Source organism: Flammeovirga kamogawensis, from assembly GCF_018736065.1.
In the GTDB taxonomy this organism is placed as follows: domain Bacteria; phylum Bacteroidota; class Bacteroidia; order Cytophagales; family Flammeovirgaceae; genus Flammeovirga; species Flammeovirga kamogawensis.
The window spans coordinates 4,157,643-4,181,151 of sequence record NZ_CP076128.1; the positions used below are offsets into that span (position 1 = coordinate 4,157,643).

Annotated in this window: 19 protein-coding genes; 10 read left to right on the forward strand and 9 right to left on the reverse strand. The window is 30.6% G+C overall.

Translation table 11 applies throughout. From position 1 onward, the window contains the following. Nucleotides 1-61 precede the first annotated feature (61 nt). Nucleotides 62-712, reverse strand: a complete 651-nt coding sequence (locus KM029_RS16820) for a hypothetical protein (RefSeq protein ID WP_144074352.1) — start codon at nt 710-712, stop codon at nt 62-64. 187 nt (nt 713-899) lie between these two features. Continuing rightward, entirely contained in the window at nt 900-2,897 is a 1,998-nt protein-coding gene (locus KM029_RS16825) for an alpha-amylase family glycosyl hydrolase (RefSeq protein WP_144074353.1), read from the reverse strand. Between the two features lie 276 nt (nt 2,898-3,173). On the opposite strand from KM029_RS16825, the gene KM029_RS16830 reads away from it, so the two are divergent. Together KM029_RS16830 and KM029_RS16835 are read left to right on the forward strand one after the other, a co-directional pair. Continuing rightward, entirely contained in the window at nt 3,174-5,603 is a 2,430-nt protein-coding gene (locus tag KM029_RS16830) for an ATP-binding protein (protein ID WP_144074354.1), read from the forward strand. Nucleotides 5,604-5,716: 113 nt separating this feature from the next. Continuing rightward, the gene (locus KM029_RS16835; protein WP_144074355.1) at nt 5,717-8,635 is read left to right on the forward strand and encodes a ligand-binding sensor domain-containing protein; all 2,919 of its coding nucleotides are present in this window, start codon (nt 5,717-5,719) and stop codon (nt 8,633-8,635) included. Here the strand turns inward: KM029_RS16835 and KM029_RS16840 are convergent. After that, nucleotides 8,628-9,596: a glycosyltransferase family 2 protein gene (locus KM029_RS16840; RefSeq protein WP_144074356.1), complete on the reverse strand. Its 969-nt coding sequence runs from the start codon at nt 9,594-9,596 to the stop codon at nt 8,628-8,630. The two genes, KM029_RS16835 and KM029_RS16840, sit on opposite strands and share 8 nt — an antisense overlap. Beyond that, on the reverse strand, nt 9,596-10,687 hold the full coding sequence (locus tag KM029_RS16845; protein WP_144074357.1) for an AMP-binding protein: 1,092 nt from the start codon (nt 10,685-10,687) through the stop codon (nt 9,596-9,598). The genes KM029_RS16840 and KM029_RS16845 overlap by 1 nt, the downstream gene beginning before the upstream one ends. 94 nt (nt 10,688-10,781) lie before the next feature. Here KM029_RS16845 and KM029_RS16850 point away from each other — a divergent pair, with 94 nt between their 5' ends. From KM029_RS16850 to KM029_RS16860, 3 genes are all read left to right on the forward strand, one after another. Next, nucleotides 10,782-12,353: a toxin-antitoxin system YwqK family antitoxin gene (locus tag KM029_RS16850; protein ID WP_144074358.1), complete on the forward strand. Its 1,572-nt coding sequence runs from the start codon at nt 10,782-10,784 to the stop codon at nt 12,351-12,353. An 11-nt stretch (nt 12,354-12,364) separates the two neighbouring features. Beyond that, nucleotides 12,365-12,670: an RNA-binding S4 domain-containing protein gene (locus KM029_RS16855; protein WP_144074359.1), complete on the forward strand. Its 306-nt coding sequence runs from the start codon at nt 12,365-12,367 to the stop codon at nt 12,668-12,670. 114 nt (nt 12,671-12,784) lie between these two features. Then, nucleotides 12,785-13,039 (forward strand): hypothetical protein, encoded by a 255-nt coding sequence (locus tag KM029_RS16860; RefSeq protein WP_144074360.1) that lies wholly within the window; start codon nt 12,785-12,787, stop codon nt 13,037-13,039. Here the strand turns inward: KM029_RS16860 and KM029_RS16865 are convergent. Next, nucleotides 13,036-13,521 (reverse strand): tetratricopeptide repeat protein, encoded by a 486-nt coding sequence (locus KM029_RS16865; protein ID WP_144074361.1) that lies wholly within the window; start codon nt 13,519-13,521, stop codon nt 13,036-13,038. The genes KM029_RS16860 and KM029_RS16865 overlap by 4 nt on opposite strands. Before the next feature lie 158 nt (nt 13,522-13,679). Between KM029_RS16865 and KM029_RS16870 the strand changes: the two genes are divergently transcribed. The 3 genes from KM029_RS16870 (at nt 13,680) to hemA (ending at nt 17,550) form a co-directional block, all read left to right on the forward strand. After that, entirely contained in the window at nt 13,680-14,993 is a 1,314-nt protein-coding gene (locus KM029_RS16870) for a M28 family metallopeptidase (RefSeq protein WP_144074362.1), read from the forward strand. A 74-nt stretch (nt 14,994-15,067) separates the two neighbouring features. Then, nucleotides 15,068-16,198, forward strand: a complete 1,131-nt coding sequence (locus KM029_RS16875; protein WP_144074363.1) for a DUF3179 domain-containing (seleno)protein — start codon at nt 15,068-15,070, stop codon at nt 16,196-16,198. Between the two features lie 95 nt (nt 16,199-16,293). Then, on the forward strand, nt 16,294-17,550 hold the full coding sequence (gene hemA, locus KM029_RS16880) for a glutamyl-tRNA reductase (RefSeq protein ID WP_144074364.1): 1,257 nt from the start codon (nt 16,294-16,296) through the stop codon (nt 17,548-17,550). 67 nt (nt 17,551-17,617) lie between these two features. On the opposite strand, the gene lgt is transcribed toward hemA, so the two are convergent. From lgt to tsaD, 3 genes are all read right to left on the reverse strand, one after another. Continuing rightward, on the reverse strand, nt 17,618-18,472 hold the full coding sequence (lgt, locus tag KM029_RS16885; RefSeq protein WP_184679439.1) for a prolipoprotein diacylglyceryl transferase: 855 nt from the start codon (nt 18,470-18,472) through the stop codon (nt 17,618-17,620). 193 nt (nt 18,473-18,665) lie between these two features. Beyond that, nucleotides 18,666-18,986, reverse strand: a complete 321-nt coding sequence (locus KM029_RS16890) for a hypothetical protein (protein ID WP_144074365.1) — start codon at nt 18,984-18,986, stop codon at nt 18,666-18,668. Between the two features lie 17 nt (nt 18,987-19,003). Continuing rightward, complete coding sequence (gene tsaD / locus KM029_RS16895; protein ID WP_144074366.1) at nt 19,004-20,020, reverse strand: tRNA (adenosine(37)-N6)-threonylcarbamoyltransferase complex transferase subunit TsaD; 1,017 nt, start codon at nt 20,018-20,020, stop codon at nt 19,004-19,006. 106 nt (nt 20,021-20,126) lie between these two features. On the opposite strand from tsaD, the gene KM029_RS16900 reads away from it, so the two are divergent. Continuing rightward, the gene (locus KM029_RS16900; RefSeq protein WP_144074367.1) at nt 20,127-20,579 is read left to right on the forward strand and encodes a tellurite resistance TerB family protein; all 453 of its coding nucleotides are present in this window, start codon (nt 20,127-20,129) and stop codon (nt 20,577-20,579) included. Nucleotides 20,580-20,682: 103 nt separating this feature from the next. Next, nucleotides 20,683-21,204, forward strand: coding sequence for a glycoside hydrolase family 73 protein (locus tag KM029_RS16905; RefSeq protein ID WP_144074368.1), 522 nt, complete (start codon nt 20,683-20,685; stop codon nt 21,202-21,204). A 62-nt stretch (nt 21,205-21,266) separates the two neighbouring features. On the opposite strand, the gene KM029_RS16910 is transcribed toward KM029_RS16905, so the two are convergent. After that, a complete protein-coding gene (locus KM029_RS16910; RefSeq protein ID WP_144074369.1) occupies nt 21,267-23,447 on the reverse strand; it encodes a S46 family peptidase in 2,181 nt (726 codons plus the stop codon). Nucleotides 23,448-23,509: the final 62 nt, after the last annotated feature.

Sequence of the window (23,509 nt, forward strand, 5' to 3'; positions counted from 1 at the left end):
CACACATAAGTGTAAAGATACTAGAGAAGGGACATTATACTGTATTTATCAATAAATAATATTAGAAACTTTTACCAAAAGCAACACCAAAACTCCACGTATCGTATACATTTCCTTTAATATCATAAGAGAAGTTTGGAGAAATACACCATTCTCCAGGTAATTCAAATTCTTTTTCAATCATAAATTTACAAACAGCAAAGTTCTGGTTTTTTTCTAATTCAATACCCGGACCTACACCAATATTCCATCCTTCCAGCGGACTGTAGAATAACATTAAAGCGCCAACATATGCATATTCTCTTTCTAGTTCTTCAGTCCCTCCATGTTCTCCATTTCCCTCACCAGGAACTTCAATCATGTACTGTGCTATTTCCATATCGTTAATTAATCCGATAGAGAATTTTTTAGAGATTCTAAATGTATAATCTAAGCCAAAACTAGGAACTAACAATCCTTCATGAGAAGAAATTTCTTGTGGAATAAATGTGTACCCTAAATAAAAAGCTACTTTATGTCTTCTCATTTTTTCATGTTCTCCTTCATTCTCAAGTCCTTCTATATGGTGATCTTTTTTTGTATAGTCGTCTTTATAGCTTTCTACATATTGGTTGTGATTTGCATTTTCTGTTGCTTCTTGAGCAAATACATTTGATGCTGATAAAGCTAAAATTGAACCTAGAATGAATAGTTGTACTTTTATTAATTTCATATCATTATTATTAAAATACCTTTTAAATTTCTCTGCAAATTATAGTTTAACTTTAAACTTTTTGAGTTATTTATGATAATGATATTTAACAATTTTTTATAAAATATAATACAGTATTTTTTGATAAAAAAAGAGGCTGTGTATTGTTAAATACACAGCCCTAATAAATATATGAGTTAATTGATACTTAGATCAATTTTCTAACTTCAATTATTAAACATTGTCCAGCTTCTAAAGTTGCAGACATCCAATTTTCAACAAATTTATATTCTTTTTTACCTACAAAGTCCCAATATGCACCATTGTTAGTACCAGGAATATTTAGATAAAAATCTTGCGAATTGTTGTAATCTGTATTAGCAACTACAAGTAAAGAATGTTCTGGATGCCACGGATCAAAACGTTCAAAAGCAATTACACTCTCAAAGGCAGTTTCTGGGTAATGAATTGTCATAGACTCCTCATTTCCACGTAAGTGGTTATTGTTCAATAACCAACCAAAGTGATTGTAAATGTTATTAATGTATTTTATATACCCAATTAAGTTATGATCGTTGTTCCAACGTAGAGCAGATTTATAGAATAAAGGTAATCTTTGTTGACTATAAAAATCTGTTTCTGATTGTAAGAAGTTTAATCCAGTATTAACAGGCCATTCTTCCAAAAGCTCAAAACCTTGATGTATAAAAGGAATAGAGTTAGGTAAGAACTTATTTAATACATAAGTTACTTTACAATGTGGTTCACCACCACGCATCATTGCTCTAGGCGTATTGTGGGTTTCTGGAGTACCATAATAAGGTAAAGCAAGGTAATTATTAGAGTCTTCTACAATTCTTTGAATTCCTTGGCGCTTATCACGAGAAGTAACTCTCCATTCATGTCCCAGTACAGCATTAAAGCCAGCATTTCTACTTTTCTGAGTAACATCAAAGTTTTCTTCACAGAAAGCAAAATCTCTATCATTTTTACGGGCTCTATCAATAATCTCTTCCATAAGAGGTTGAGGTAATGCATGTCCCATATCAATCATTACGCCGTCAATACCAAAAGATTGGTAGTGAGGTATAACACCGCTAATTTTATCCCAAAGAGGTCTATTTACGTGAGTTGGCTGAGCTAACTCAGGGTTGTAGTAACGTATTGTATCGTATGCTATGTAGTTATAATCATTTGGTTCATGATCATAAGGGAAATTGTACATACGTAAATAAGTAACATCCGACCAAGCTGGTTGAATATCATCTGGTGGCCAATCTGCAAAAGCACCAGGAATAATTAATTCGCCCTCATCTGTATAAGCTACAAATTTTCCTTCTTCAACTTTAATTTGTTCTGGAGTAGGTGGCTTTTTAAATAAAGAACGGTACTCTCTACTAGGTGCAAAGTGATACCCTCCACCATCAGGAATTTGCTTAATTGCAGCTAATTCATCTGCAGGGAATTCAGGACTATGGTATTCATGTGTTCTTTTTCTATCAATCCAATAGAACCATTCTGGATTTAATTTTACCCAATCTCCACCTAAAGAAGATGTACGCAAAACAAACTCCATAATAACACGCATTCCCATCATATGAGCAGCCTCAACAAACGCTTCGAATTGCTCTTCTACCGTAAAAGGAATAAGCGGATCTGCTAAATTAGGATCAAGTTTATATTGATCTTTAATAGCATACGGAGAACCTAAATCACCTCTGTTACCATCTTCACCAATACTGGTAAGTGGTAGCATATATACAGTATTACAACCTAAGTCTCTAATGTACTTAAGCATTGAAATACATTTTAATAATGTACCAGTCTCTCTAAAACCATTATCACTACTAGTAATATCCATTCTATTTCCAGAACCAACATGACCGTCGTTATCGTGATCGTAAGCAGTTGTTAAACGCGGAAATAAATTATAGAAATTAGAAACATAGGTCCAGTCACCACCGTAACCATGTACTTCATTTCTTAATTGAGAAAGGGAATGATTATAGTTGACATTTCTATCTGTAGGAGCAGTGATTTCTTGAATCGACTCCTTAAAGAAGGTCATTGGGTTTGTTTTTACTGGATAGGAAGCACCTTGCTCCTGACCTAGCCATAATGAAGGCACATAATAATCTCTAGTTTCTTTGGCTTCATTCGCTTCTAAGAAATCAAGGATTTTGAGTAGCTTTGAATCTTTTTTCATACTTATTATTTCAAAACGTTTGTACTGAAATAGAACTTATATTCACTGTGTGTTTTCTAATCTACAATTTTCTTAGTTAATTCACCGAACTAAAAATGCATCATTTTGTTAACAAATGATTGCAACCCGTTTCGATCCATATTTTTAATTACATTTTTATGTTATTTGCAATAATTCGTAAAAAAAACTTAACAAGGTGGTCATTGGTAAAATTGCAATGTAACTTTGTGAGTAACTGAATATAATAGCCAATAATATTAATATCATCTTTAAGTATTGAATTCACAATCAAGATCTATATGGTGGGTAATTACCCTCACTACCTTTTGTTTCTTAATAATAGGATATAAAGTCTATGAAAACGGCGGCAGTAACTCAAGAAAATTAGCTTTTGAGGTTACTAAAGAACGTGCTGTTAGATATGGAGAAACTATCGAATCTAGATTACAAACCTTATTAAGTGAAATGAGGTTGATAAGTAATACGATGCAAATTATTGCAGAAGATGAAGGTAATACAGATGAAGTCTTAGAAGGCCTTCTTGATAATACCGTAGTACAGTATACTAATATAGAATACATGTGGATGGTACTTGTTGATAGTAACTCTATAGATAATGCTTATTACAATCCTATTTTTTATGATAATGAATCTATGAATGCTGATGGTGAAATTAATCATGAAATTAAAAAAGGGCAATTAGATTGGAATGAGTTTTTCTTAAAAGAAAGAATATTAGCATCAAGAGAATCTTTTGTAACGTTGCCAAAGCATATACAAAACGGTAGTAATAATTTATTTGCAGTACATGTAGTATTACCATTCTTTTCTGAAAATGATAAATTTATTGGTGCTGTTGGGTCTGCAATTCGCTTATCTTTCTTTCAAAATTTTATAAAAGATACAGATGGAGATGATCAAAGGTATGTATGTATTGCAGCTCCAAATGGTCAAATAGTAGGCTCTGTTAATCCTTCTGATATTGGTAAAAATGATGGTATTCCTGCATATTTATTTGCATCATTAAGAAACGATCAAAAAGTAAGTAGAATAGTAGAAAATAGTGAAACAGACGAAAGCTACTATGAAATGTTATTTCCAATTAAAATTCAGGGAATGACAGAACCTTGGGTTATCACTACTAGAGTACCACTCGAAGCAGTTTTAAGAAGTTCAATCCAGTCTCGCAATTTTACAATGGCATTGGTTTTTCTTCTGTGGGTAATTATTACTTCATCATTAACATTTATGGTAAGTAAATGGAAAAGTGAATTAGGACAACGTAAAATTGTTGTAGAAGAATATAAAAAAACCAACGAACTATTAAGAAATATATTAGACAACTCTGATCATATCATGATGTATACTTTAGATCGTGATAAACGTTTATTGAGTTGTAATAATAAGTTCATGAAAATTACAGAAATGCTTACAGGCGTCAGGCTCGAAAAAGGAGTTTACTTGTTGGATATTTTTGATAGTATAAAAGAGAACAATAAGAATATTTTTGAAAGAGAATATTTTGACCGTTGTATAAAAGGAGAAGACTTAGTAGTTGTCGATAAATTTAAAGGTTATTATTTCGAACAGTTTTTTAATCCTTTTAGAAATACGCAAGGAGAGATTATAGGGGTAACAAGTTTCTTGGTTGATGTAACAGAATTAAAAGATGCACAGAAACAATTGGAGGTGCATAAAAACCATTTAGAACTGTTAGTAGAGAAACGAACAAAACACATTGAACGTCAGAATGAGGCATTAAGAACGCAATCAGAAAAATTAAGAGTTGCACATGATGAAATTCGAGAATCTAATTTAACTCTAGAGCATAAAAATGATGAGATTGCATCAAAAAATATTGCTATGCATGATTCTTTAATGAAAACTGAAAGTGCATTATCTCAATTAAAAGAAATGCAAGATCAGTTGGTTAGTTCTGAGAAATTAGCCTCAATTGGGCAATTAACGGCAGGTATTGCTCATGAAATTAATAACCCAATTAATTTTGTAGCAAATAATGTTCTTCCTCTAAAAGATGATATTGAAGATTTGATTCAAGCTTTTAATGAACTTAAGAAGTTTGTAAAAGAAGAAACGATAAATGAGATTGAAGAAAATTACGATGTTACGTTCGTAATTCAAGAAATAAATGACCTATTAAAAGGTGTTGAAGAAGGGGCAAATAGAACTACTCAAATTGTAATGGATTTGAAAACTTTTGCTAGAATGGATTCTGCTCAATTTAAAGAAGCAAATCTAGAAGAAGGTATTGATACTTCTCTTACACTTTTAAACAATAAACTTAAAAACAGAGTAGAAGTCCATAAAGACTATGGAAATATCCCATTGGTTAACTGTAATGAGAGTAAGGTTAACCAAGTTTTTATGAACATTCTTAACAACGCAGAACAAGCAATTAAAGATGAAGGGAATTTATCTATAAAAACTTGGAGCGATGATAAAATGGTTTACATAAAAATTACTGACGATGGTGGTGGAATGGATAAAGAAACTGTAAATAAAATCTTTGATCCTTTCTTTACAACCAAACCAGTGGGGTTAGGTACAGGTTTAGGGATGTCAATTTCATTTGGTATCATCCAAGATCATAAAGGAGATATTAAAGTAGATTCTGAAGTAGGAAAAGGTACTTCATTCACAATAATATTACCAATAATAGGACCTCAGAAAACAGAGGAACAATAAAAATGTTGATAACTTTCTGATTAAAATAGTAGAATCAGAAAGTTATCAACATTTTTGTATTTATAAACAAATCGGATTGTTTATATGTTAGTAAATTCTTTTTAGCCAAGAATATGAAGCGACTATTAACTATTGTATTTATTATCTCTCTATTAATTGTTGATAAATATTCTGTTTATGCACAATCATCTAATTTTATATACTACCCTGTTGATGCAAGTTTGATTTCTGGACAATTAAAGGCAATTAATAATACTGGAGATGGAATACTTTGGGGAGCTTCTGATAATGGAGTAATGCGCTTTAATGGGGAGTCTACCAAATATTTTCCTACAGCTTTTCCTAGTAATTATATCAAGTCTTTTACAAAAGAGAAAAATGGAGATATACTGGTTGTCCATGATTTAGGAGTAGGTAAAATTATTTCAACAGGAAGAGATTATCATTTTGAAAATTTTATTGAAGGTGCTCATCAGTTCAATAAGAATAAACTGTTTTACCCCAAAAGTATTTTTGCTACGGATAATAAGGAATATTGGATAGGTGAAGATTCTTCTATTGTGCGTTATAAACAAGGAGAACACTTAAGAAGGTACCATCTTAAACTGCGTTCTCAATCTCCACATTATGTACGCTCTATTTTATTTGAAATTGATGGTTTTAAGAATCCATGGGTTTTTAGTTTCTCAGGCAATATTTTTAGATATAATAAAAAGAAAGATAGCTTTTTACCTATTAAACTACCAATTCAAATCAATGAAATTTCTTGGGTAACAAAGAATGGTTTTAAATCGTTTTTTGTTGGTTGTAAACAGGGGCTTTTTGAAATGGAAGTCAATAGATCAGGTCAGTTAATTAAATGGAAAAAAAGAGTTAATCTACTAGATATATCGGTTGGTGAAATCTTATCAAAAAATAAACTTATTCTTGGAACATGGAGTAATGGAGCCTACTTGGTTGATTTACATAAAAATCAACCAACTTATAGCAAAATAAACTTGCAAGGAAATGAAGATGTACTTTCTATTGACTATCAACATGGAAAAGGTATTTGGATTGGTAGTACTGAGAGCATTGGTTTACTTAAAGAATTACCTTTTAATAGATTAGATTTACTTAATAATCATGTACTAGTAGAGAGTGCATATATCACTAAAAATGGTTCATTAATTTTTTCTGAGGGAGATAGTGTTCGTCAGTTTATCAAAAAAGAAGGCGAATGGAAACAAGATTATGTGTATTCATTTTCGGATCGAATTAGATCAATTGGTGAGTTTGAAGGAAAGTTAGTTTTTGGTAGTTATGTAGGAGATATCTTTTTTACTTCTCCTAACTCTAATAAATATTCAAAACTGAAAGAAATTAAATTTACGCAATCAATAACATCTTTTTTTGAAGATGAGGAGAATAATTTGTGGATTATTGGTGAGTACCAACCAGGAATTTATAAATACTCAAAAGAGCATAAATTGTCATATTTATCAGATGATAATTTAAAAGATGTTCAGGTAATAAAAGGAATCTCAGATGGATCGTTTTATGTAGGAACTGCACATAAAGAGTATCTATTACAACGTTATAATTACACAGATCAAAAGTTTGAAAACCTCAATTTACAATTTCCTAGAACTGTTGCAGATGATATAATTATCAGAGATATATTAATTGATACTGAAACTGTTTTTCTAGCAACGTCTGATGGTTGCTTTTCTTTTGATAGGAGTACTTCGACTACTATTCCTTTAAAGGAAATTGAAGCATTAGGTTTAGAAAAAGAAGCTAATTTAAAAGCAATAGCAAGAGCAGGTAATACATTATGGTTGGCTTCTTTTAAAGGTGTTTATCGAGTAGAGAATGGTAAAGCTCAGTTATTTGATAAAACAAATGGATTGCCTTCTAATGCTATAAAAATAGGAGGTTTAGTTAAAGGCAAACAAAAGGAACTTTGGATTGTAACAGAAAAAGGGCTCTTATTTCATTCTGAAGATAAACCATTACCAAAAGCCACAGAGATTCAGTCTATTAAAGTTGTATATTCCGGTAATGATGGTGTGAAGAATTTATGGGATATGACAACAGATATTCCATATTATTCGAATGTAGAAGTTAGTTATACATCTCATTCTTTTCCTTTAATCAATACAAAATATCAGTACAGAATTCTTTCTCAAGATACGATTTGGTCTGAGATGGAAAACACTGGTAAAATAAGTATTTTAAATGTTGAAGGTGGGAAGTATACAATTGAAGTTAGATCACAAGAAAAAGGTAAATTAATTAGTGCAGTTTCTTCTATTACATTTAATGTGATAACACCTTGGTTTAGACAAATATGGTTTTACTCTGTTGTAGGAGTTCTAACTATTTTTCTGTTTTTTATCTTGATTAGAATTTACAATAAAAATTTAAGAGAAAAAGGGAAGCGATTAGAATATCTTGTTGAAATGAGGGCAAAAGAAATAGCTACTCAACGAACAAAAATAATGGAGCAGCAGCAAGAACTCTTCAATAAAAAACAAAAAATAATAGAAAATGAAAAATCTATTGCTGAAGCTGAATTAAAAAATTCACAATGGAGAGAAGAACAATTACAAGATATTATAGATCAGAAAAATGGTAGGCTTACTGCTGTAACTTTAAATATAGTAGAGAAAAATAATTTCCTACATACCTTACAAAATCAAATTAAAAAGACAGTTGAAGATTATCCAGAACTAGCAGTATCACTTAATAAATTAAATAAAACGATAGAACAAAGTGATAAAACTGATAAAGATTGGGAAGAATTTCAATTGTATTTTGATGGTATTCATTCAGATTTTAATCAAAAATTAAAAGAAAAACATCCTAATTTAACAGCACATGATCTTAGACATTGTGCATTAATTAGGTTAAACTTAGGGTTAAATGAGTGTGCTAATTTATTGGGTATTTCTCAAGATAGTATCAAGACCTCACGTTACCGTTTAAAGAAAAAGTTGGCTTTAGAGAACGGCCATAACCTTCAAGATTATATACTATCTTTTAAATAAATTTTAAAAGAAATTTCTGTAGTTGAATAGGTAATAGAAATAGTAGTATTAATTTTACTCTTTTTAATTGAATATATCTCCAGTTTAGAATTAAAGCTTTAATTGAAACAAAGTTTTTAAAACTCAATAATTCACGTTCGAATAGTAGAATTTCTGTACTATCTAAATACTTTTTATGTCTAGTATATTCTCTTAGAATATTAATAAAACTTGATATAGAATAACATTCAAAAATTGTTATTGCATCTGTAGAATATAGGTTGTTATTTAAAAGTAATTTTTTAGTGGCACGTTGTGCAGTGAATAAACCAAGTTGATTACTTGTTATTGTTTTTCTAGTTTCTGAAGTATCAGATTGATGGTAATAATAGATGCCGGAACAAATCATTACTTTATCTATTGATAAGAATAAGTATCTAGCATTAACTTCATCAGAATGTAAGTGATTGGCGACGTAGGGTGAAGATGTATTATTTTTATTCAACTTATAAACACCAATAAATGATATTGACCAATCTAAACTGTGTTTTAAAGCATCTTTACCACTAATAAAATTATGAGATAATATTGGTAATTGGGAGTTTTTCTTTTGATCAGAATAATGATATACTAAAGTATAAAGTGCAGCATCAAGATTATTTTTTTTAATTAAATCAATTGCTTTTTCAATTGCATCAAAAGCAAGAAAATCATCACTGTCTACAACTGAAAAATAACTTCCTGTTGCATTTTTTAGAGCTAATTTTCTTGCATCTAAAACCCCTTTATGATTTTGAGATATAACTTTTAAATTTGGGTGTATTTTGGCCTGCTCTAATAGATATTCAACACTACCATCTGTAGAACCATCATCTACACATATAATCTCAATATTATCATAAGTCTGTTTAATTATGCTATCTAAATATTTATCTAAATAATTGATTGAATTATAAACAGCAGTAATAACACTAACTTTCATTATTGCGATGCTAAATAGTTATTGATAGTTTCTTTTCTTTTAATTTTCATAGTATCTGTTTTGATAAAACTACCAATTGAAATAATCTGTTTTGGCACCTCAAATTTTCCTACTTTTTTAGAGAGATTTTGAAGAAGTGTGTTTTGATCATCAGTAGTTAAGCTAATTCCTTCTATAAATAATATTGCTTGTTCACCTAATAAGGAATGAGGAATGCCACCTACAAATATACTAACAGATGAATATCCCATATCGGATAATATTTTTATAGCATTCGACTCAATTTTTTCTGCTTGTATTTTAACTCCTCCAGAATTAATAATATTATCCACTCTTCCTAACCATTCAAAAGAGGTTGTGCTGATCAATTTTACAACGTCATTAGTTTGTACTTTTTGATAGTCAGACATTGGAGCAATTATGTTTAGACAATTACGTTCGTCTACATTGATTGAAACTCCATCAATTGTATGGTATAAGTTATCAGAATTCTCACATATTTTTTTTAAAGCAATATGTGATACAGTTTCAGTCATACCATATGTCATATATACAGCAGTAGCTTTTAATACAAGTATTATCTGTTCTTTTAAGAAATTACTAATAGGTGCTCCACCAATAATAATTTTTTTAACCTTTTGTAGTTGACTTAATTCATTTTCAATTGATGATTGAACCTGTAAAGGAACCATAGCAATAAAATCAAATGTTATAGTGGTAGGAACCTTACTTAATGGGTGAGAAGAAGGAGAAATAATCCATGTATTTAAATTAAATTCTAGAGCTCTTACAAGCATCATTCTACCACCAATATATTCAGTATTTATACATATTAATGAGTTGTCGTTTTCTTTTAAACCTAAAACTTTTGCAGTTGCTTTAGCACTAGCTTCCATCTGGTTTCTTTTTATAACTATAGTTTTAGGATTTCCAGTAGAACCTGATGATTGCATGGTAAATTCTTCTTTGCCATTTAACCATTCAAAACAAAAAATTAGTACGTTATCAATGTGTTCCTCTCCATACATTTGGAAATTTCCATTACGTAGATCATTGATTTTGAATTCCTTTTCGGCGATGTGTAAATACATGAAGAATCGATTTATATCTTAAAAACTTACTACTTAGTTGTCATTGTAGGAATGATAATTGATCTTTGTACCTTAGAATAATGATATATACCTAATGAATACAAAAATTAAGACACTCAAATATACATTTCTAATTAGTCTATTTACTATTTTTTCTTTATCAGCTTATGCTCAAACAAAAAATAGAACATTAATCAAAACATTTTATGATGATTGGGCAGGGATTGTAGCCGAAGAATTTTATGTTATTGATGGTGATTCAAATAGAATTGATGGTGAATATAAAAGATACTTTCCCGGCAGTGATAATTTAATTGTAAAATCAAATTATAAGGATGGAGAGTTAAATGGAGTATTTCAAGAATTCTTTGAAAATGGACAGGTTCATTTTATGACACATTATAAAAATGGAATTCAAAATGGCAAATACACTTCATTTTATGTAGAGGGAATGAAAAAAACCGAAGCACATTTTAGAAATGATGTAATGGTGGGTACTATGAAAAAGTATTATCAATCAGGGGCAATTCAGCTAGAACATAATACAAAAGCCAATATGTGGACAGAATATTATCCGTCTGGGATTGTAATGTCTAAATCACAAATGTTAGGTGAAAAACGTAATGGGATAACAGAAGTATTTGATGAAGCTGGAAATCTTGTTCAAAAAGGTAATTATTTAGAGGGGTTAATTGATGGAAGTTATAGAACTTATTATGCATCAAATGGTAAAATAAAAAAAGAAAGCTTATTTGTAAATGGAGTTTTAGAAGGTGAATCAAAAGAATATTTCGAAGATGGAACTTTACAGCTTTTAATACCTTTTCAACATAACCTTGAACATGGAATAAGAAAAGAGTATTATAGAAATTCCAAATTGATGTCTGAAGTAAAAATGATTGAAGGTAAAAATACTGGAAATTATAAAAACTATTACGAATCAGGCCAATTAAAAGCTGAAATGATTACGGCTTTGAGTAAAGATCAAAAAGGTGTTTTTAGAGAGTATAATGAAAGTGGAACACTCTTAAAAGAAGGGCATATGCAATCTGGTAAAATGCATGGTATTACTAAAGTATTTTACGATAATGGTAATCTAAAAGAGTATTTTAATTATCAAAAAGGGGCTAAGAAAGGAGAACAAAAAACATTTTTCACTGACGGTAAATCAGTAGAGGTTTTAGAAGTTTATGCAAAAAATCCATCAGATTATACATATAAAGCATTTTTTGATACTGAAGTTATAAAAGAAGAAGGTCAGTATACAAAAAAGTTAAAAACAGGAACTTGGAAAACGTATTACTCAGATGGTAAAGTTAAATCTAAAAAGCAATTTACTAATGGGTTTGAAGAGGGAGATGCTTTTATTTATAATCACGAAGGAGTTGTATTAACAAAAGAACGTTATAGAAAAGGACGTCTTGTTGGGATAAAAATAGAATATTTTGAGGATGGAAAAACAGTTTTGAAAGAAACACCGTACGATAAAGGCTATATTTATGGAGTTGTAAAACAATATTACAATAATGGTCAATTAAGAGCGTCAGGAAAACAATACAAAAACAAGAAGTTAAACTCTTGGAAATATTTTGATAAAAATGGGGTATTGGAAAGAGAAGAAATTTATGAAAAAGGCACTCTATTAGAAGTTAAGTATCCAAATTAATTTAACCTAAAATGAGAATAGATAAATATTTATGGTGTGTTAGAGTTTTTAAAACAAGATCTCTTGCCACAGACGCTTGCAAAAAAGAAGAAGTTCTTTTAAATGGAAAAGTACCGAAACCTTCTCAGAAAGTGACTGAAGGAGATGTTATTGATGTCAGAAAGGCACCAATTTGGAGAAAATACAAAGTACTTAATGTGATTGATAAACGTGTTGGAGCACCTCTTGTAGAAGAAAATTTAGAAGAGATTACAACAAAAGAAGAACTCGACAAGCTAAATGAATATATAGAAGAAAAAAGATTCTATTTAAAATAATATAAATAAAAAGAGGTACTCATAGGGTACCTCTTTGTTTATATAATGATTTATTTTTATTTTTAAATTAAGTACAAATAAAACTCTATTATTAAGTTATCAACTATCATTGTCATGCAGAATATCCATATCTTACTATTACTGATGTATTTATCAATAGGATTAGCTATATGGTCTTTTTATAAAACATTTTTGATAATAGATAAACCGGGAAGTTCTACATTTGATGCAGACGACGACGATAATAATGGAGGTTGGCCACAAGAACCTAAAGATCCTGATCTAGATTTACCTCCAGGAGTATTTATCTTGCCACCCGAAGCTCCAGATCCTAGTCAAAGAAATAAAGACCTACAATTAATAAATTAATTACTCTTAATCTTTTTTCTTAAACTTCTAGCCTGAGACGTTAACCCTTCCTTATTAGGAACAATCAATAATAACCTGTGTAACATTGCTAATGTATGCTTTTCTAATTTCAATTCTTTATAAATTGTAGAAAGGCCAGACATGGCAGCAAAATGCCTAGGTTCTAATTCAAGAACCTTTTTAAGATCTTTGATGGCATTATTAAACTCTCCACGCATGTAATAAGAGATTGCTCTTTTATTAAAAATCTCCGCACATTTTTGGTTAAAAATTAAGGCATGAGAAAAAGTTGCAATAGCATCTTTGTACCTTTCGTTAGACATTTGTTCAACACCTAGGGCAATGATGTCATTTAAAAATGGATCATCAGTTTTTTGCCATAACTGTAATATTGAATTTTCTATATCTAATATCGTATCTTTATCAGTGGCATCTTTTAATTGAATAAAAAGATTGTCCACTTCTGCAGTGTTTTCTTTCATAGTTGTAGACTTAGATTTTCAGTAAAAATTATTTTACTTTTATCATTAAAAGCAATTCATAGCCGAATTGTGTCACACTTCTTTAATACATAAACCCCCTTAAAAAGTTTCTAATAATTGAAATCATTAGGGAATTTCTAAACATATCTTCATAGTTCATGAGAATAGTACAAACTTTCGTATTGCTTTTTATTGTTTTGATAAGCATTTCTAATTCTACAGTAAATGCACAAATATCTGTTCAAACAACAAAATATATAATAGATTCTCTTTCAAGTGATATTTTAAAAGGTCGCTTGGCAGGGAGTGAAGGGGAACATATTGCTACAGATTTTATTAGTAATGAATTTAAAAAATTAGGATTAACACCCGCAGGAGATAATGGAACATATTTTCAAGTACTCACGAAGTATTCTAAAATTGTAAAAAAGAATACATTGTCTTTAAATAAATTACCAACTAATGAAAGCGATTTTTTTGTAGATACAAATGCAGAAACCATCTATTCAAAGAAAATTAAAGAGGTGAATATAAAAGAAATTCCTGAGGGAGACTCATTTAAAGATTTTAGAAAACAACTTCTATCTTCAGACGAACTGACATTAGTATGGGTGAAATCTAAAGACCATTTAATTGCATTGTCTCAGTTTATAGCAACTGAAATTAGAAAACCTTACCAAGAAAGTATTGATTCTCCTCAAAGAATTATTTGGGTGAAAGATAATCCAACCGTAAGAAGTAAATTTAAAAAAGTACTCATTGATTTTTCTCAAGAAGTTGATAAGGTTGAAATGAGAAATGTTATGGCGAAGTTGAAAGGTGCTACAGAACAAACTGTAATGATTTCTGCTCACCATGATCATTTAGGAATTTTAAAACCTATACAAGGCGATTCTATAGCTAATGGAGCAGATGATAATGCATCTGGAGTATCTGCTGTAATTCAGATTGCCTCATACTTTGCAAAAAGAAAAAATATTAATAAAAGAACTTTACTCTTCACAACTTTTACTGCAGAGGAGCTTGGTTTAGTAGGTTCTACTTATATGGCTAGTAAAATGACAGAGGAAGAACTAAAGAATATTGTTGCAATGATTAATATTGAAATGATAGGTAAACCTTCTGTTAAAGGAAAAAGAAAAGCTTACTTAACGGGTTACAATAAGTCATCATTAGGAAAAATAATGGCTGATAATGTTTTTGCAAATAAGAAATTAAGATTTAAGTTTTTTGCTGATCCTTATGATGATCTTAATCTTTTTATGCGTTCTGATAATGCACCTTTTGCAGCTAATGGTGTTCCAGCACATACAGTTTCTTCAACAGATATAGATTTTGATTCTTTTTACCATACCGTTAATGATGAACCGTCAACAATTAACTATAATAATGTTGTTGAGGTAACAAAAGGTATTATTGTTGGTATCGAGCCAATTGTAAAAGGTAGACAGACACCAAATAGAATAAGATAAACAATATAAAGTGAGTTCTTTTTCTTAAATTTATGCTGTTTAAGAGCCTAATAATTTTTTGATAGAAGTAAATAATGAAGAGAATAATCAGTTTCTCGGTGTTGGTATTTGGATTTGTACTTCAAAGTCATGCACAAGTAAGTAGAGTTGGAGTAAAAGAAAATTGGAGTACTGATTTAAGCAGAACAACAATTTCACTTTATGAGTTTGAAGCCTTAACACCTAGGTCAGCTTTTCAAAGTATAGATAATCCTCGTTTTTATAACGAAGAAACGTCAAAAGAATATTATGACGCTAATGAAAATGTTGTTGTTGTTAGTGCAGGAAGAGAATACAAAGCATATCCACTCGAATTTCTAATATTTCATCAAGTTATAAATGATCGAATAGGAGGTGTGCCCATTGCAGTAACATATTGTCCCTTTACAGATGCTGTAATTGTTTACGAACGCCGTTTTACTCATAGAGGTGTGCAAAGAGAATTATTACTTAAACCATCAGGAATGATTAGAAAGAGTAATATTGTTCTTTATGATCAGCAAACAGAATCTTGGTGGCAACAGTATAATGGTACTGCTAAAGTAGGGCATTTTTTAGGTACTGAATTAAAGCAAGTGTGTTCTCTTAGAATGACAATGAAAGATTTTTATGAGAACTGTAAATATGGTTTGGTAATTAAGGATAATGTAAAAGATGAACTTCTTCCATATGGTATAAACCCTTATTATAAATATGATAATGTTTTAACGGAAAAACCTCTTTACTTAAATTATATGCCGAGTGAAAAGCTAATGCCAATGGAAACGGTTTTATTAGTGGATTTACGCGGAAATAATATTATTTACCCATTAGAAGATTTACAGCAACGTAAAGTATTGAATGATTTACCTATGGATATGTATGTTGTTGTCTTTTATGAAGCTAATTCAACATCGATGCTAGGAGGTAGAGAAATAAAGACAAATGACAAACAAGGCTCAATGGCAGCTTATTCATCATTTCATGATGGAAGATTGTTGACATTTTCTTCTGAAGGAAATCATTTTATAGATGAACAAACAAAATCAATATGGAATTTCAATGGACTTTGCATTGATGGTTCATTAAAAGGTCAGCAGTTAAAACAGTTAATGTCAAAGCAAAGTTTTGCTTTTGTAGCCTTAGATTTTTATCGTAACAGTTTGATTTATAATATTAATTGGTAATCAAATTTAAGGAATTGTCATTTTCATAAAAACAGTTGTACATTTGCATTTAGGAGATTAACACTATCTCATCTATTTACTTTCTGAATAATACGATGAAAGATTTCAAAGAAGTAAGATTATCATATAAGAATACACCAATAGATGTCCGTGGTAAGTTTTCATTAACTCAACAAGAATGTGAAGAGTTGTTGAAAGATTATCAATCGGATGATCGTATTAATGAATTATTATTTGTCTCTACATGTAATAGAACAGAAGCATTTTATGTATCTGATGAAGACATGTCTGTTGATATTATTCAAAAAATAAGTAATAAGAAAGGTGTTGATATCAAAGAAGCTGTAAAGTACTTTGAGTCTGATTGTGATCCTCTTCAAGTACAGAATCATTTATTCCGTGTAGCTTTAGGATTGGAAGCTCAAGTAGTAGGTGATATTCAAATTTCAAATCAAGTAAAAAGAGCTTATCAATGGACGGCCGATAACAATATGGCTGGTCAGTATTTACACCGTTTAATGCATACAATTTTTAGTGCAAATAAACGTGTTCAAATCGAAACTGAATTTAGAGATGGGGCTGCTTCTGTTTCTTATGCGGCAGTAGAAATGATTGATGAGCTGACACTTGATATAACTGATCCGAAGGTATTAGTTGTTGGATTAGGAGAAATCGGAACAGATGCTGTAAGAAATCTTCAGAATACAGATATTTCTGATGTAACTATAATGAATAGAACATTAAGCGTTGCAGAAGAATTAGCCGAAGATACAGGTTATAAGATTCGTGGATTTGAGGAGTTATGGCATGCTGCAAAAGAGGCCGATGTAATCATATCATCTTTACCTATTGCTGATTACTTTAATGTAGAAAATGTAAAGGATTTAGATATTCTTGCTTTTAAATGTTTCTTAGATTTATCTGTACCTAGATCTGTTGCAGAAGAGGTTGATAAAATACCGGGTGTTTTAGTTTATACAGTAGATGATATTAATGCTAGGGCTGATAAAGCATTAGAGCGTAGACTAAATGCTATACCTAAGGTAGAAGCTATAATTAATGATTCTTTAGTGGAGTTTAATAAACGATCTAAAGAAATGGAGTACTCTCCTATCATTAAAGGTTTAAAGAATGCTTTAGAGTGTATTAGAGAAAAAGAAGTTTTAAAATATCAAGATCAACTTAGTACAAAAGAACAAAAACAGGTTGATAAGATTACAAAAAACTTATTAAATAAGATAATGAAAGTTCCTGTTCTTCAATTAAAAGCATCAGCAAGTGTTGATAAAAAAGAAGGAGAAAAGATGGGGCAAATGATTTCTGAGTTATTTAATATTGATATAGAAAAATAGCTTTTAAGAAGTAAGTCATATAAAAGAAAAATCCTTGATTAATAATGAAATTAATCAAGGATTTTTTTTATTTCTTTAGTTTATCTTCATTAGGGTTAATTTCAGGGAATGGAGGTGGTGTACCTGCCTTTCCATATGACCTAATAAAGAAGAAGAGCCCACCTAATACTGCAGGAATACTTAACCATTGTCCCATATTGAATTCCATAGTTGCTTCAAATGCAACTTGATCTTCTTTAAAGAATTCCCAAACAAAGCGCATTCCGAAAACTAAAATTAAAAATAGGCCAAATAATTTCCCTTGAGGTAATTTTGGACCTTGTTTCTTATAGATAGCTCCTAAAATAAAGAATATAATAAGATATGTGATAGATTCATATAATTGAGCAGGATGACGTGGCGTCATTGGGTCTGCAACATAAGCACGTTCAAAAATAAAGGCCCAAGGTACATCAGTAGGTCTACCTATGATCTCTGAATTCATTAGATTACCAAAACGTATAAAGCAACCAGCTAAAGCAACAGGTATTACAATACGATCTAGAATCCATAACCAAGGTTGGTCGGGTCTTTTACTACTATATAGATACAGAGCGATGATAATACCAATGGCACCTCCATGACTAGCTAATCCCCCTTTCCAAATTTGAAGAACTTCAAGTGGGTGTTGTAAATAATAATCAGGTTGATAAAACAAAACATGCCCTAGTCGTGCTCCAATAATTGTGGCAACAACCATATAAATTAAAATGGCATCTGCGTCAGATTCTGGACGGTTTTCATTCACAAAGATTTTGGCCATAATCCATGTACCAATAAAAAATCCTAATGAAAAAAGTAAACCATACCATCTTACAGGAAGTATTCCTGGAAGTATTTCTGGGTTGACGTCCCAATGTATAAATGCTAGTATTGATTCCATAGCACAAATATGTAAAATGCTTTTGTAAACAAAAAAGTCTTTTGAAATTGTATTCAAAAGACTTTCCATTTTTCATTTTCATATATGGACTAAAGGAGATAAAAACTCCATTTAATACCTTCTATGAATATAATTTATTTGTATTGTAACTTTCGATCAAAAAGGTTTAACAAAAGTTAACCCCTATGATTGTTTATTTTTTATGATCTAAAAGTGATATATCACTAATTAAATATTTTTCTGTTCCATTTTCTTCTATACTTAAATAGAGGATTCCTTGTTCTCTTAGGTCTTCTAATTTTTGTTTTGCATCTTTTGCATTAGCATTTGAATGAAGGCATAAAGCAGCAACGCTTATTCCTTCTTTATTTTCAGAAGCCAACTTTATAACATTAGCATCTGATAGAAAAGAATAATTAGAAGTGTCAATACCTTTGTTTTTAGATTGAACGCTAAAAAATACACCCAATCCGATAGCAGTTATAAATGCGAGAGCAACAACAATTAGACCCATAGAAAATTAAGTTTGTTTTATCTTGACCCAGTAAATTTTAAACGAGGATTTGGTGAAGTTGAAAGTTTTTCAAAATCTTTACCTTCATATTGGTAATGTGCAGCCATTGCAATCATTGCAGCGTTATCTGTACAATGTTCAAATTCTGGAATAAACACATTCCATCCCATTTTATTACCTTCTTCTTTTAACGTATTTCTTAAGCCAGAGTTTGCAGAAACTCCTCCTGCAATACCAATTTCTTTAATATTTAATTCATTTGCAGCTTTAGTAAGCTTTTTCATTAAAATACGAATCAAGGTATATTGAATACTCGCACATAAATCAGCTTTATTTTTTTCTATAAAATCAGCATCTTTTTGTGTTTCTTTTCTAAGAAAATTTAAAAAAGCAGTTTTTATACCACTAAAAGAAAAATTATAATCAGGTATATTGACGTTAGGAAACTTAAACTTTAACGGGTCTCCATCTTTAGCAAACTTATCTATGAGTGGTCCTCCAGGATAATCTAATCCCATAATTTTAGCCGTTTTATCAAATGCTTCACCAACGGCATCATCAATTGTTTCGCCAATAACTTCCATATCAAGAGGTGATTTTACAACAACTAATTGTGTATGTCCTCCACTTACAGTTAAGCATAAAAATGGAAATTTTGGTTTAGGGTTTTCAATAAAGTGAGCAAGAATATGAGCTTGCATATGGTTTACTCCAATAAGAGGGATATCTAGTGCCATTGCCATACCTTTTGCAAAAGATGTTCCTACCAACAAAGCACCTAAAAGTCCGGGCCCTTTAGTAAAAGCAACTGCATCAAGATCAGTCTTATTTATTCCTGCATCTTTTAAAGCTTCACTAACTACAGGTAAAATATTTTTTTGATGTGCCCTAGAAGCTAATTCAGGAACTACACCTCCATATTTTTGGTGTACTTCTTGTGTAGAAACTATATTACTTAAAACAGTACCATTTTTAACTACTGATGCTGATGTTTCATCACAAGATGATTCTATAGCTAGGATTATTCCACTCATTGTTTTGTTCTTTGACTTTAAAGAACAAAATTACATTACTTGAAGCGAATGCCCTAGAAAAATAAGAAAGCATTAACTGACATTGATTGAATTTTAAAAAATAACTATGAGTTTGCATCTTAATACAGAAGAACTTTATAAAAAATATAACGCCTCCAATCAGATTGAATTATCGCGTTTACATTTTCAAACTTTATTTACCTATTTCCCTTGTTTGCTAATTGTTGCTTCTGATGGTATTGTAGATGAAGAAGAATGGGTTTTTGTAAAATACTTATCAAAATTTATGGCTGAAGGCTATAAAAGTTCTTTAACTAGATCTGAGTTAGAAAATTTACAAAAAGTATATTTTAACGAGTTAGAATATTTAATAAAAACACTTGATCAGTGGAAAGACCCTTTTTTAGATACTTTGTCTCATTATTTAGAAGAAAATGACGATGAAAAAGAAGATATACTCGATATCCTAACATTGTTTGCGGAAGCTTCTGAGGGAATAAATGATGATGAAGAGAAAGCAATTGCAGAAATATCTGAACGTCTAAAATTAGAGGAATAGCAATATCTTGTTAATAAGGAATAATTTTTTCGACCAAAAAGTATTTTAAACTGTATTACTGTTAATACAATAACCTTATAAGTATAGTAGTCGAACCTAAATAATGAAAATTAGATTATTCCTTTTATTAACGATTTTACTGTTTAACCTTTCATCTTGTTTTTCTTTTATTAAACCCGCAGAAGATAGAGTTACAGCATATATTGAAAAATATGGATATTATGCTGTACAAACTATGAAAAAGTACCAAGTACCCGCTAGTATAACAATTGCTCAAGGTATTTTGGAATCTGGGTTTGGAGAAGGAGAATTAGCAAAGAAATCAAATAACCATTTTGGTATTAAATGCCACTCTCAATGGAAAGGAGAGACAATTACTCATGATGATGATGCAGATGCAGAATGTTTTCGAGTTTATAGTTCAGTTTTAGATTCCTATTTTGATCATGGAGAATTCTTATCAGCTAGAAAGTGGTATGAATCTCTTTTTGAGCTTCCAATTAATGATTATGAAGCTTGGGCTAAAGGATTATCTGAATGTGGTTATGCAACTGACCCAGAATACAGTAAAAAAATTATTGATTTAATTGAGAAATATAAATTGTATCAATTAGATGAAATGTAAAATAAAAGCCCTATTTCGAACTCGAAATAGGGCTTTTATTTTATGATATATTTAAAACTAACCTAGTTTTTCACTATAGTCATTTCGTCAATCAATCTACTGCATTCACCGTATTTATCTACAACAAATAAAACATAACGGATATCAACAATAATATTTCTACATTTTACAGGGTCAAACATTAAATCTGACATTGTAGACTCCCAAGTTCTGTCAAAATTAATACCTATAAGCTGCCCTTCTGCATTGATTACAGGTGATCCAGAATTACCTCCAGTTGTATGATTAGAACCTGTTATACAAACTACCATTTTGCCATCTTCTGCATATTGACCGTAATCTTTATTTTTATAGAGGTCAATAAGTTTCTTTGGAACATAAAACTCGTGTGTTTTAGGAACGTCAACTAATCGTTTTTCCATAACACCTTCAAGAGTCGTATAATATTTAAAATCTACTCCATCTCTTGGTTCAGATCCTTCAATTTTTCCATAAGTCACACGAAGAGTACTATTGGCATCAGACCAATATTGCTTACTTGCACCTTTTACATTAGCAACATATTCTCTATTCGGAAATACTTCTTGTAATGCTTTCACGTATGTACGCATAGATAAATCGATACTTTCTGATAATTTACTATACTCAGGTTTTACTTTTATAGTAAAGGTATCGTATATCTCTTTTGCAATAACAAAGGCAGGGTCTTTTACTATTTTATTATAAATAGCATCTTCTGGTCCATTTAATAGTGCATCTAGCTTTTCTTGATTACAGAAAATACTCTTTTTATATACTGTAGATGCTAATTTATTGAAATCTCCTTTATCTTTTGCTTTTGAAAAAGCGGAAGGTAAGAAGCTAGAATCAATAGCATCTGAATATAAAGTTGATGCAGAAATAAAGACTTCTTTGTCTGTTGCTTTATCATAATTTTTGAAGAAACTATTTACAGAGTTTTTCAGTTTTGCAATAATTTGAATTGTTTCAGGACTACCCGCTTTTACCTTGCTCAATTTTTCAAACCCTAAAGCAAATCGTAATATTTCCGGGCCGTAATATAATTCTTCAACATAAAGATCTCTTGCTAACTGATACTTTTCCATTTCTTTAAACTCTTGTTTAAAATCAGAAAGTAAAGAAGCATATTCAGGTTTGTCCTTTACAGCTTCAGCAAACATTTTTTCTTGTTCTACTTTCTTATCAATTGCATCAAGACGTTTTAAACCTTTACTTTCACCAATCCACTTTTTATATGCATTGGCAACTCTAGCTTTTTTAGCAGAGTATTTAATACGTACATTATCATCGGCCGCCATATTTTTATCATAGATTGCAATTGTCTTTTCGCGCATTGCAATTTTGATAGGATTAGATTTGTCAACAGTATATTCAATACCTTCCGATGGTAAATATTGTTTTGTTCTACCTGGGAAACCATAAACCATTGTAAAATCATTAGGTTTTACACCATTTAAAGTGATAGGGAAATGGTACTTAGGTTTGTAAGGGATATTATCTTCTGAGTATTCTGCAGGTTTCCCATCTTTATCAGCGTATATTCTAAAAATTGAAAAGTCGCCAGTATGTCTTGGCCACATCCAGTTGTCAGTATCACCACCAAATTTACCTATTGATGAAGGTGGGGCGAATACTAACCTTATATCTGTAAATGTTTCCATTACAAACATATAGTATTCATTACCATAAAAGAATGGTTTAATGATATACTCGTAATGAGTATTTTTTACAGCATTATCACCTACTTTAGTAATGTTATTTTTGATTATTTTCTGACGTTCTTCTTCTTTTAGGTCATTCGTTACACCATCAAGAATTGCTTTAGAAACATCTTCAATACGAACAACAAAACTAACTGTTAAGCCATTACTTTTAAGTTCTTCTCCAAAAGATTGAGCTGCAAACCCATTGGTCAAAAGATCATTTTCAACTGTTGAGTGAGATTGTATTTGTCCGTATCCACAATGGTGATTAGTAAGAATTAAACCTTTATCAGAAACAACTTCACCTGTACAGCCTCTACCAAACCATACAACTGCGTCTTTCATACTAGATTTATTGACAGAATAAATGTCTTCAGCTGTTAGCTTAAAACCATTTGCCTGCATATCTTCTTCATTTAACTGTTGAAGAAGGGAAGGAAGCCACATTCCTTCATGTGCAAATACCGAAAATGGTGTAAGCACAAATGAAATTAAAACGATGTGTAAGAATTTTTTCATTTCTACTATGTGATTAATATATGGTAATTATGGTTTGAAAAAATAGCCGAAGTCAACAAAGT